Annotated in this window: 7 protein-coding genes; 2 read left to right on the top strand and 5 right to left on the bottom strand. The window is 34.9% G+C overall.

The genetic code is table 11. The annotated features are described in order from the left end of the window. Window positions 1–38: 38 nt before the first annotated feature. Window positions 39–1,316, bottom strand: coding sequence for a serine--tRNA ligase (gene serS, locus V4P55_RS00990; RefSeq protein WP_455474544.1), 1,278 nt, complete (start codon window positions 1,314–1,316; stop codon window positions 39–41). A gap of 880 nt (window positions 1,317–2,196) precedes the next feature. Then, window positions 2,197–3,231, bottom strand: coding sequence for a beta-N-acetylhexosaminidase (nagZ, locus tag V4P55_RS00985; protein ID WP_455474542.1), 1,035 nt, complete (start codon window positions 3,229–3,231; stop codon window positions 2,197–2,199). Window positions 3,232–4,024: 793 nt separating this feature from the next. On the opposite strand from nagZ, the gene uvrC reads away from it, so the two are divergent. Both uvrC and pgsA read left to right on the top strand, forming a co-directional pair. After that, window positions 4,025–6,028: an excinuclease ABC subunit UvrC gene (gene uvrC, locus V4P55_RS00980; RefSeq protein WP_455474541.1), complete on the top strand. Its 2,004-nt coding sequence runs from the start codon at window positions 4,025–4,027 to the stop codon at window positions 6,026–6,028. A gap of 74 nt (window positions 6,029–6,102) precedes the next feature. Then, the gene (gene pgsA / locus V4P55_RS00975; protein WP_455474539.1) at window positions 6,103–6,684 is read left to right on the top strand and encodes a CDP-diacylglycerol--glycerol-3-phosphate 3-phosphatidyltransferase; all 582 of its coding nucleotides are present in this window, start codon (window positions 6,103–6,105) and stop codon (window positions 6,682–6,684) included. A 101-nt stretch (window positions 6,685–6,785) separates the two neighbouring features. Here pgsA and ndk read toward each other — a convergent pair whose 3' ends face one another. The 3 genes from ndk to bafA (V4P55_RS00960) all read right to left on the bottom strand — a co-directional run bounded on the left by ndk (window position 6,786) and on the right by bafA (V4P55_RS00960) (window position 13,506). After that, on the bottom strand, window positions 6,786–7,208 hold the full coding sequence (gene ndk, locus V4P55_RS00970) for a nucleoside-diphosphate kinase (protein WP_455474538.1): 423 nt from the start codon (window positions 7,206–7,208) through the stop codon (window positions 6,786–6,788). Window positions 7,209–8,289: 1,081 nt separating this feature from the next. Next, a complete protein-coding gene (gene bafA / locus V4P55_RS00965) occupies window positions 8,290–10,869 on the bottom strand; it encodes a BafA family autotransporter (protein WP_455474536.1) in 2,580 nt (859 codons plus the stop codon). 351 nt (window positions 10,870–11,220) lie between these two features. Further along, the gene (gene bafA / locus V4P55_RS00960; RefSeq protein WP_455474535.1) at window positions 11,221–13,506 is read right to left on the bottom strand and encodes a BafA family autotransporter; all 2,286 of its coding nucleotides are present in this window, start codon (window positions 13,504–13,506) and stop codon (window positions 11,221–11,223) included. Window positions 13,507–13,683 lie beyond the last annotated feature (177 nt).

The following is a 13,683-nucleotide window of genomic DNA, read 5'->3' as shown; positions in this document are numbered from 1 at the left end:
ATCCAATAAACGCATGTTAATTCCATTTTTGTAAAAAACTATGCAGTAATACAACGCATGCCTCTCATATAAGGTTGTAAAACATCTGGAACAATAATCGATCCATCAGCCTGCTGATAATTTTCCAAAATAGCGATAAGACAACGACCAACGGCTAAACCAGAACCATTAAGACTATGAACAAAATGTAATGTTTTACCATCTTTTTCACGATATCTAGCATTCATACGTCGCCCTTGAAAATCACCACAAACTGAACAACTAGAAATTTCGCGATAACATCCTTGTCCAGGAAGCCAAACCTCAATATCATAGGTTTTACGTGCAGCAAACCCCATGTCTCCAGTAGAAAGAAGCATTGTACGAAAAGGTAAATCAAGCCGTTTTAACACATTTTCTGCACACTCTGTCATACGTTCTAGCTCAGTTAAAGATTGCTCTTCAGTCGTAATAGATACCATTTCAACTTTCCAAAATTGGTGTTGACGCAACATACCACGCGTGTCACGACCTGCGGCTCCTGCTTCTGAACGGAAACAAGGAGTTAAAGCAGAAAACCGCAGTGGGAGATCCGATGCTTCAAGAATTTCATTATTAACTAAATTTGTTAATGGTACTTCTCCTGTAGAAATAAGCCATCGACCATCAGTAGTCCGAAAAAGATCGTCAACAAATTTAGGTAATTGTGCTACTCCATAAACAATGTCATCACGAACAAGAACAGGAACTGAAACCTCTGTATAACCGTGCTCATAAACCTGCATATCAAGCATAAATTGACCCAATGCACGTTCAAGTCGTGCTAATGCACCTGAAAGAACTGTAAAACGCGTGCCTGACAAACGGCTTGCTCGCTCAAAGTCCATCTGCTTAAGATCCTGACCAAGATCAAAATGCTCTTTTGGTGTAAAATTAAACGTCGGTGGTGTTCCAAAATGCCGAATGACAACATTATCGCTTTCATCTTCACCTCTTGGAACATCATCCAATGGAATATTTGGAAGTGCTGAAAGAGCTTCTTCAAGGCTCTCTGTTAACCGCTTTTCTTCCACTGTTGCAGAAGAAAGAAACGCTTTGATTTCTTCAACTTCAGCTTTAAGATGCTCGGCCCTTTTCTGGTCACTCGCAACTAAAGCATGCCCTATTTCTTTTGATGCTGCATTTCGACGTTCCTGCGCACTTTGCACTTTAGCAACATGCGACCGACGTTCAAAATCAAGTTTTATTAACTTTTCTGCTTGCGGCTCTATGCCTCTGCTTTCAAGCGCTTTATCGAGTTTTTCAGGATTTTCACGAATCCACTTAATATCAAGCATCAAAATTCCTCATTGGTATAATAGTATAACTTTTATTCATTTGTTATCACACAAAATATCAAACTTTCTTAATAACGCTTTTTCTATAAAAAAGCGATTAAAGTTGAGACTTCATAAAAAGTTATTATTGATAGAACTACCGCAAACATAGCAAAAAATCCGACTAAGTGATCATTGCAGCAATTACAGGAGAAATAACAATAGAATAGCTTACTGTGCACAGACATCAATATATGATATGAAATGCGCTAAAAGTCCAACTCTTTGTTAAAAAATTAAGTATCAAGAGATCATTGAAAAATCAAACCAAAAATCAAGACAAACAATACCATAAAGTTTAAATAATCAAAAATACTAACAATAAACTCTATTCTTAAATTAACATCTAAAAAAATTCTGAAAAAGGTTAAATAAAGCGTGGTTGGAGCAAAAAAGTACCAATAAATATCTCTCCAATAAGAAATCAAGCAAGCCCGCCAATGAAAAATGATATAAAAATGTGTTCATTTCTATAAAGTCTCAGTATAATAAAGCTATAAGGAAACAACAAAATAACTTCCAAAGACTGCAAGTTTTATCTTTATTAAAAAAATTCCTATATTCGCGTTGATCGCAGGTATATATTTTCAAGATCGCTATCTGATATTTTCATTACCCACCGGTTAAAACTATATCACAGAATTCAAGATATAGTTTTTGATAAAGAAACACGTCATAAAAGCTATAAAAAACTATACTACCTATACTACATAACTATAATTAACTTATTTTGTATCTTTATTCTTAAATTAAAAGCATCACACGTTTAACTACAAACTATTTTTGAGCCAATTTCCACTTTCATTTAGTATATGACAATACACTCACATAAATCAAAAAACTATTTTAATACAGTCAAAAGATTTGAAAATTCTTCTCTTAAAGCAATTTCATCTGATTGATCATATTGCAAAACCTTAGTGCAAGCACTGCACGCGCGTTTTAATGCTTTTCCTTTTAAAAATGGAGTAGCGTGTGCAACGGCCAACATTTCTTTCAAATTGCCATTACAGTGCAGAACAATATCACAACCTGCTGCAAAAATTCTATGTGTTAAATCTGAAAAATTTGCTGAAAAAGCAGTCCCTGAAAGAGCTTTCATTGACACGTCATCGGACATTAAAAGTCCGTCAAAACCTATCTTTTGACGAATAGCATTTTCAATAACTTTCTCAGACAGCGTTGCAGGAAACTTATTATCAATCGCTTCATAAACAATATGAGCCGTCATCGCAGCTGGCAAATCAGCCATTTTTTTAAAAGGTACAAAATCATATTTTTCCAAAATATCAAATGGTGTATCAACACGTGCTAACTCAAAGTGCGTATCAGAAAGTGCTCTTCCATGTCCGGGAATATGTTTCATCACTGGTAAAACTCCACCATCCAAAAGCCCTTTAGCAGCAACACGTCCTAAAGCTACTACTATTTCTTGCTCCTGAGCATAAGCACGCGTTCCAATAATATCATGCGCTCCTACTATTGGAATATCTAAAACAGGAAGACAATTGGCATTTATACCAAATTTCATTAAATCAAACGCATGAAGCCGAGACATAATCCATGCAGCACGAATTCCTTTACCCGGATCTTTTTTATAAAGTTTTCCCAAAGTCTCGGCTGCTGGATAAAGAGGGACAAGAGGTGGAAGCAAACGTTGTACTCTTCCTCCCTCTTGATCAATAAAAATAAAAACATCATCACGTCCACTGATCTCACGTAGTGATGTAGTCAGCATCTTAACATCATCTGCTGTACCAATATTGCGTGTAAATAAAATAAAAGCCCAAGGCTTATGCTCAGTAATGAATATTTTTTCATCATCTGTTAGGAAAGGACCAGAAATGCCAATAATCATAGCTTTTATTTCTGACATTGTCTCAACACCTTAATACTTATTTTGAGCCATAATTCCTAGTTTTATTGAGACAACTTGTACATATCATGTCAATCTTAAAAGCAGTATTTTGGCATAATACACAACTGCTTATTTGCTTATAACATAATTTATTGTAGATCTAACCCAACCCAACGGCACTGAAAATAAAAATCAACTTACAATGCTTAGCAATGATATCTGCTATAAATTAAGGCGCAAAAATTTATATTTTAAAGCAAAAACACCTTTTTCTTTAAAAAGTTACACTGTACCACCTCTTTAATGTAAGGCATATTTAACGTGAAAAATTTACTATATATTCAATTTAAAAGCTGTAAAAAAAATTAAGATATTAATAACTCCAAAAACATAATGGAATTAATAATTATAAAAGCTTCTGATATTTAATAAATATATTAATTTTGCAAATAAATTGGCTAAAAAAGTGCAATGCTACGTTATCGTTTTCTTTAACCTTTTATAGAACATCATCTAAAAATGCACATAGGAACCAGTAATACGAATTTCATTTTTTTCTTAATAAAACATCCATCTTAGCTTATCATAAATTGATTTTTGTATAAATAAGCCAATGAACCAAGGTGTAACTTCATAAAAATTGTTTTTCAAAACTGTCTTCATGTTTTTTTTTGTAAAAAGAAATAATTCTAAAGTTATATGAATTCATGTCCCAAGACATTATTTGTAAAAATAAAAAAATATAGACAACAATACTCGATAAAGAAGAATACTTTATATGAAAAATGCAAAATATATTTGGATAAACTGAATGGTTTTAAAGAACAAAACAAATTGTTCTAAAAATGAACAAGAAAAGATACCTTTCTTCTCTAACATTACATGGGATAACTTCAATCAAAACAAAGGAAGTAATCAGTTCAAAGGTGCTAAACTCATACAAGAGTTTGTCAAACACCACCTTCCACATATGCCAGGAGTTTATCGAATGTTTGATGAGAACGGTAATGTTCTCTATGTTGGCAAAGCACGTAATCTAAAAAAACGCGTTGCAAGTTATACCCGTGAAAAAGGACACAATAACCGTATTGCCAATATGATTCGTATGACACATCAGATGGAATTTGTCATCACACATACAGAAACAGAGGCTCTACTCTTAGAAGCTAATCTTATCAAAAGATTGCGCCCACGTTTTAACGTGTTATTACGCGATGATAAAAGCTTTCCTTATATCATTATTACCGATGATCATAGAGCACCTGCACTTTACAAACATCGTGGCGCTCGAACACGAAAAGCTAATTATTTTGGTCCTTTTGCCTCTCCAAGTGCAGTTACACAAACAATCAACATTTTACAACGCGCTTTTTTATTACGCACTTGTACTGATTCAGTTTTTGAAAATCGTACACGTCCCTGCTTACTTTATCAAATTAAGCGGTGTTCTGCACCCTGTACGCATGAAATTACAGACAGTAATTACACAGAATTAGTCAGAAAAGCCAAAGATTTTCTTTCAGGAAAGAGTCAATCAGTTAAGAATGATATGGTTCAAGCTATGCATAAAGCTGCAGAAAACCTTGATTTTGAACAAGCTGCAACCTATCGTGATCGCTTATCAGCTTTATCACACATACAAAGTCATCAAGGCATTAATATTCAAACAATAGAAGAAGCAGATATATTTGCAATTGCACAACGAGAAGGAATAACTTGCATTCAAGTATTCTTTTTCCGTATGGGACAAAATTGGGGAAACCGGGCTTATTTTCCCAAAGCGGATCCATCTTTTTCTAATGCTGAAATTTTAACGAGTTTCCTTGCTCAATTTTACGATGATAAGCCTCTTCCTAAACTTATTTTTTTATCTGAAGAAATTGAAGAAAAAGAGCTTCTTACAGAAGCATTCAGCTTAAAAGCAAATCGTAAAATATTCCTATCTATACCAAAACAAGGTGAACGAAAAGCTCTTGTTAAGCACGCTTATATTAATGCTCATGAGTCCCTTGAACGCAAACTTGCTGAAACAGCTACACATACGAAACTGATTCAGGGTATTGCCAAAACATTCCAACTGCCCCATATCCCATACCGAATAGAAGTTTATGACAATTCCCATACTATGGGAACAAACGCTGTAGGTGCTATGATTGTTGTTGGGCAAATGGGATTTGTTAAAAACCAATATCTCAAATTCAATATTCGTTCAAAAAATATTACACCAGGCGATGATTTTGGTATGATGAAAGAAGTTATTAAACGAAGATTTTCACGTCTTATCAAAGAGTATGGACTGCCTAATAAGAGCAACAATATAAAGGAGAACACCATAAAAGGAAAGGACAATGACCATTTTCCCATTTGGCCTGACCTCATGCTAATTGATGGTGGTGAAGGACAAATAAACAGTGTGCATACAATATTATCTACATTAAAATTAGATAATCTTATTACGGTAGTGGGGATAGCTAAAGGTGTTGATCGCAGAGCAGGACGTGAACGTTTTTTTATAAAAGGCAAAGCGCCCTTTACACTTCCTCCACGTGATCCTATCCTTTATTTTTTGCAACGTTTACGTGATGAAGCACACCGTTTTGCAATCGGAACGCACAGAAAAAAACGGAAAAAAGAGACATTTAAAAACCCACTCGATGAAATAGAAAATATTGGTCCAGCAAGAAAGCGTGCATTACTTTACCATTTTGGCAGTGCTAAAGTCATTGCTGGCGCATCTATCGAGGATTTAGCTAAAGTTACAGGAATTTCTGCTACAATTGCACAAAAAATTTATAACCATTTTAATAAAAAATAAATCTTGTTTCATAATCTTTGCCTTGTTACTTTTATGAAATAAATTGTATTTTAAGAAGAATTAAAAATGGCTCCATGAAAAATCACGCGTTTTCTTTTCCTAATATTTTAACTTATGCGCGAATTATTGCAGTTCCAATGGTTGTTGCTTGCTTTTTTTTAGAAGGGCGGTTGCAATCAAGCGATATCGCACGTTGGACCGCTGTTTCCATTTTTATAATGGCGTCCATTACAGATTTTTTTGATGGTTATCTTGCTCGCATTTGGGAACAAACATCGAATATAGGTCGCATGTTAGATCCAATTGCAGACAAACTTCTTGTATCTGCTTGTTTGCTACTGCTTGCTGCAGACAGTACCATTGCCGGATGGACATTATGGGCGGCTATCATCATTCTTTGTCGAGAAATTCTTGTATCAGGTTTACGTGAATATCTAACTGAATTGAAAGTCAGCGTCCCTGTTTCTCGCCTTGCAAAATGGAAAACTTTTGTACAAATGGTCGCTATCGTCTTTCTTTTAGCAGGACCAGCCGGAAATAAAGTTATTCCTTACACAATAGAGTTTGGTATTACGATGCTATGGGTTTCGGCTATTCTCACATTGTGGACAGGGTGGGACTATTTTCGTGCAGGACTTAAACATGTTATTGCATGAAATCCGCATACTTTTAAAATGAGTTCTATAACTCTATATAAAAAACCCCAAAACAGCATGTTTTGGGGTTTTTTGATTCTTGTATACGCTTTTATTAACTATTAACCAACAATTTCCACCTCAGAGAACCAAAAAGAAATTTCTGTTTTTGCAGTTTCAACGCTATCTGAACCGTGCACAGAATTTTCTCCAATCGACAAAGCGTACATTTTACGAATTGTTCCCTCTTGTGCATCCATGGGATTTGTAGCACCCATTATTTCACGGTTTTTTGCTATAGCATTTTCACCTTCTAAAACCTGTACAACAGTTGGACCAGAAGACATAAATTCGGTTAATTCACTAAAAAATGGACGCTCTTTGTGAACGGCATAAAAACTTTCAGCTTCACGTTGACTCATCCATACACGCTTAGATGCAACAACACGCAGTCCCGCATCCTCAAGCATTTTTGTAATTGTTCCTGTTAAATTACGACGCGTTGCATCTGGTTTAATCATTGAAAAAGTACGTTCTACAGCCATTGGACTACCTTTATTTCATTTTTACAACATTGACCTGGGCGTTCTATAGCTATACTCAAGCCTCTTGCCAAGTAATTATGAAAAAATCTGCAATAACTTTTAGGACTATAAAATAAACTTCTATAGCTTGATACTCAATTTTATACTAAGTGAAAAAAATTAAATTAAAGATAATTAATTGTTTTTGTGTATAATTTTTTAATTTAATAAACATTGATCAAATGATAATTTTGATAGCAAAAAACTGTAACAAGTAAGAAAAATTATAAAAATCAAATTTTAGTAACAAAAAAATACACTTTCATTAGATAGCTGTTAAACTGTATTTAATAATTTAAGATGATTTTTTCTGCTACAACTTATATCTCAATGCAATTTTAAAATAGAAAAATTGCTTCAACTTTTCCATATTGTCGTAGCACTTACAGCTTTCTATCAAGCTCTTCAGCTAATTCCGCATTATATCCAAAGAAAAATTATAATTCTGAATAGCAAGAAATCATATAAGCTCAATAACTTGTTTAAGAATTTTGTCAGGATAATTTACAGTTTAAAATTCACAGCTTTTTCTTTCGTTATGCCAATAATTACCTCACTCTCATTTTACTTTTAACCAGTCTAATAAGAATTATGTTATAAATTACATGGTACAAATCAATTACTTAGCATAACATTTGATGTGCTTCTTGCATAAGATACAAACATGTTGCATTGTAAATCAAACCGCCCCCCCAAAAAACATCTCTTCTCTTACTTAAACCTTGACTTATTTATGCAACTTGTCTTTGCTAATTTTATCTTATATTTTTTCTGTAGGACACAAAATTCACTCTCCTACCAAACACTTACTTATTTTATTATAAAAAAAACTTCCGTAAATATAAAAAAGCGCCCCTGATTAGTAAACCCATCATCCAAATACACTCATTCTTTTACAAAGTTGCACTTATCTAAAAATCTCAAAAATTATCCATCAATAAGAAAAAATAAGGCTTAAAAAAAAACGAAACCTCGCAAAAGCGCACGCCTTTTAACTGCTCCTTAGATGCTGCGTGTTTTACTTCCCAACGACACACCCGAATTAGAAAGTATAACGTAAACCCAAAGTACCTTGAAATGATTGTTTAATTTTTTGCCCTTGTAAATAAGAAGCTTCTGCAAAAACCATTAATCTATCACTGATGGAACTGTTTAAACCAATGCCTAATTTCCCTGCATGGCCAGATAAGTCAGTAATAAATTTATGCTGTTTATTAATCGTCGTATAATTTTTCGTTATATTTTCACGCACCCAAGATGCCATAATATAAGCAACTGATGGTGTTTTTGTGTCAGAACCAAATTCATAACCCACCGATACTCCAACTTCACTCTGCAATGAAGTCAATCGACTTAAATCCCCCATCATTCCATTAGAAAGCTTTATTTCCTTATTGGCAACTTGCAACCAAGTTAATCCCCCATAAGGACGCATCCAACTCTGCTGTGACAGCTTAAAACGATACCCCGTTTCAAGTGACGCACCTACCGCCCATTGATTATAATTTCCATGGATATCCAAACCATTTGTTGAAACTGCATTCAAATCATTCTGATAATTATTATATTTTAAAACGGCATCTAAATACCATCCACTATAATCAAAATAAGTTGCATATGCCCCAACACTGTAACTGTTTATACTGCTAGTACCTTTCCGAGCATGCGCAACTCGTGCTTGATCATAACTCCCAAAACCACCAATATAAAACTCTCCACTCATCAATTCACTTAAACCATTAACACCTAATATTATTCCTGTCTGATCAAGTTTAAAATCTATATGACCTGTAGCAATGTGCTCTTTATGTTTGATCGCCTGTGTCCAAAAAGAAGAAGTTGTTTGACTGCCATTGATAATTCCCCTTCCAGCACGCACCGCTTGCAGCTCATTATAAAAAATAATGCCTGGCACCACAGACATAGACAACACTGCATCAGTAGAGGGACTGGTCAAAAAATCAGAAATTCGTATCTCTTGTGGTTCTTGTGGTAAACGTAAACTCTGACCATTTGGGCGTTCAATAATTTGATCAATTAAAGATACAGAAGTATTAGAAGCATTATCAAAACTCGAAGTTTCATTCTTATCATCCTGTTTCTCTCTTAAATGACGCGGAGGTCGTGAACGAGCAGTTTGCCCACGGCTTTGTCCACTACTACTAGCTCGAGAAGTTGAACCTCCACTTTGAGAACGAAAATTTTTCCAACTAACATGCCCATTCTCATTCCTCCTTCCCTTATTAGAACTCCGAAAATGGGTATTTAAAAGCTCTGTATCGTCTTGCTTCACACCCAAATACCAAAATACGTAATAACCTGATTTATCTACTTCTTTCTTACCTTTATACAAACCGTATATAAAAGTTCCACTATCAACAGATGTAATGGGATTGCCAGAATGATTGACCAGAGTAAAATTTGCACCTTCCCCGGAACTTCTATCAGTAATCAATTCAATTCGAGGAAAAAAGTCTTTTTCTTGTGAGAAAAAATTTGTAATTTCAACACCAGAATCTGCGACACTTACTGTATGGTTACCTTTCCCTTCACTAATCAATAAATAATTACTATGCTGATTTGTACGATCATACTTATTGTACTCACTATACTGATTACGCTTATTTTTTGCTGTATCAAGATTAAAATGAAAGTGTAAACGACCTGAAAGTTTGTTTACATGAAGTGATAAATGACGTGGATCGTACGGAATAGTAACAAAACTAACATTTCCGCCTTCACCACTTAAACTGTGAATACGAAACCACGTACTATTCTTGTCATCACGCATTCCAACCGAGAAAAATTCTTCTGGAGCTCGATTCTCTATTGAAAGTTTTTCTTTTTTTATATGATCTATGCTATCGCTAGCATATAAATAGAGATGTCCATGAGAATTAACTGTTACTCCCCCACTTATTTTTGCACCAGAATGTATCCATGCGCTAGCATAACCACCAATTGTTAAACCATCGATCTCTCCACCAGAATAGACTACCTGAATAGCATGATCTTGCAAAGTCGTTCCAATAGCCTTTCCTTTTTCCAAAACATGCTGCCTACCAGTTCCAGACACTGTAGTGTTTGATGCAACCCCTCCTGCTCTTTTATTTCCTGTATAAAGATTTTGTTCTCCTCCACTACTAACCTTCGTCTTCCAAGAGTGCCCACCATCATACACATTCTGTTGTCCTATCGATCCACCCGTACCAGAAACTATAGCTTCAGAAGCTGTACTTCGTCTAATTGCATCATTATCAAAACGTGTAAAGCTTTTCTCCTCGAAAACAAACTGCTGACCGCCTAAAATTTTAGTATTCGTTGCACTTCCTCCACGCGTCACTATCTGCATCCCGTCTTTTTCTACAGTAGCATTCAATGAAGACCCTTGATCAACAACCTCTACTCCACCAGATGAAATTGTAGTGTTGCTGCTAAAAAGATTAGTAATCAGTGCAGAACCTTTTGGGACCTGAATGTTACTATTCACCTGACTATAACCGCCTGCCCCAGAACCAATACGTTTTAACTCTCCCCTTTTGCTTTCATCTGCATCCACGATCTGCACTAAACAGCCATTGATCATTAATATTGAAAAACCTAATTTACATTTATACCGCATAATCCACACTCCTTTATAAAAAAATAAAATCCTGCGACTACGTAGGTAATGTCTCAAATTAATAACGTAATGTGTTTTATTTATGTTGCAATACGCCAGTTTACATCATATTGTATTTTATTCTATGATAAAACAATTCTTTACAAAACAGTTACAGCAACAAGTGAATTTATTGCTTAATTTCATTTAAACAACATAACAAAAAACCAAATTGCATTTAAAAAAACACAATTTGGGTAATTATTGTGATGAATGAAAAATCATATCATGCCAAAAAACATTATCGAAACATCAAAGTATGCAATTCGTAAAATATGACACTATCAACTTCATTGAAGAGTAAAATGCATATTAAAAATTATAGCGCATACCCAAACGACCTTGAAGTAATTTTTTAATCTTAGATCCTTTTAAATAATCAGCTTCCATATAAAGCGATAAATTATCATTGACTACACTCTTGAAACCAATTCCAACTTTTCCTGCACTTCCAGATAAATCAGTGATAAATTTATGCTGCTTATTAATGACCGTATTATTATTATTCATATTTTCGTGTACCCAAGCGCCTGTAATATAAGCCGTTAATGGAATCTTTGGACTACCAATAAACTCATGCCCCACAAACACCCCAACTTCACTCTGGAGTGACATAAATGGACTTATATCACCTGTCATCCCATTAAGAAGGTTTACTTTTTTATCTTCAACACGCGCTCCTGTTAATCTAACATAAGGCTGTACTAAAGTGTTTTTCTCTGTCTTAAAACGACCACCCATTTCAAATGAGCCGCCTATCGCCCATTGATTATAATTTCCCTGCACAGCTAGACCATTTGTTGAAATAGCCTTTAGATTATTATGATAATAACTATATTTCAAAACACCATCCAAGTACCATCCATCTTCATCAAAATAGGTTGCATAAGCTCCAATACTATAGATGTCTATATAACTGTCTCCACCTCGAGCATGCGCAATACGTGCATGATCATAACTGCCCAAACCACCAATATACAAATCTCCGTATGTTAGTTCGTGTAACTGATCAGAACCCAATATTATACCTGTCTGGTCAAGTTTAAAATTTGTATGCCCTGTAGCAACACGTTCTCTATTTGTAATCGTATATCCCCAGAAAGTAGCATCATCTTTCCTGTTTTTATCAAAAATTCCTCTACCCAAACGGACAGTTTGCAACTCATTATTAAAAATAAGACCAGACGCCACTGATGTAGATAACACCGCATCTGTTGAAGGAGTAGTTAATAATTTATCAGGATTCATCGGCTCTGCTGGATCTGGACCTTCTGAATCATCGTCATATTTTGCAGACAAAAACCAAACTTGCTTATTTTCGTCCTTTCTATGTTTTAAACTATACATATAAGCACCACCATCAATGGCTTTAACTTCATTGTTTGAGAAATTTTCCAGAGTAAAAGAAGCTCCACCGCTTTTATCAGTAATTAAATCATGTACTCCTGAAAAACGATTTGTAATCTCAGCTCCAGAATCAGAAACGCTTATTGTGTGATGCCCTTCCCCCTTATCAACTAAAAGATAATCACCAAGACCACCTGCAATATCGGTATTGAACTCAAAATGTAAACTTCCTGAAAGATCATTCACATGAAGTTGAGAATAATACGGATCAGATCCAGTAAATGCAAAAATAACATTTCCTTCACCACTTAATTTTTGAATTAAGGTTTTTTTTCCATTACCTTCAGAAGCAATAGAATAAAGTTTTGCATCTTTACCTTTTAAAACAACTTCTTCTATTTTAGAATTATGTTGATCATCTCCCACATAAAGACGAAGCTTTCCAGAATCCTGCACCATTGTTACACCTCCTAGTGTCGCACCAGAAAACACTAATGATTCTGCTTCATCGTTAATCGTCAAAGTTTTTACATATCCACCAGCGTATACTTTTTGAATAGCAGTCTCCTTTAAAGTGGTTTGGGTAGCCTGACCACCTGCCAATACATGCTGTTCACCACCTTTAAAAACTATGGTATTAAATACAGAACCGCCTTCTTCTACACTTTGATCTTTTTTTTGAACATATTGTATACCATCCTGCTTAACTACTGTATTCTGGGCTACTCCACCATCATAAACTTCTTGCTTTCCCTTATTTTGATTTTTACCAGAAATTGTTGTATTAAGAGCAAGACTAGCTTGCATCTTGTTTCCAACTATATTTTTTCCATAAACAAACTGTGCACCACTAATGATTGTGCTATTTTCTACCCTTCCTCCATCCTCGACAATTTGTTCTCCTCCTTCTTCAACTGTAGCATTTTTCGATAAACCTTGAACTCCATTTAAAGCTGCAACAACTTCACGTCCACGATTTACAATTATGTTGTCTTCACTCACACCTCCTTGATAAATATAGAGCTTGCCACCATCTTTAATTGTTACCCTAGTGACCTTACCTGCCTTGCCATCTAAAAGACTACCCACAACATGAGTTACACTGTTCTTTCCAAAAACTAAATCGCTCACAACTGTCCCATCATTAATGGTCATGCCAACTTCGTTAGGATCTATGAAACTTTTCTCGTGTGCATCTGATTCAATATTACCTCTATTTCCCCATACTTTACTAAACGATATTTTAGGCATTTGCCTCATAGTCGCATCATTAATCTTTGCAAAAGAGTTTACTTCTCTTCTGTTCTTTGTAGTTGTAGTAAAGTTATATGATTTAAGCTTTACGCAGTCCTCTATTTTTGCACACTTATTATACTGGACCCCAAATCTTTTTTCACTTACACTGTAATTTAAGGACTTATAAAAAAG

This window comes from Bartonella sp. B30(2025) (assembly GCF_053793825.1).
This window is presented reverse-complemented; position numbering and strand designations above follow the sequence as displayed.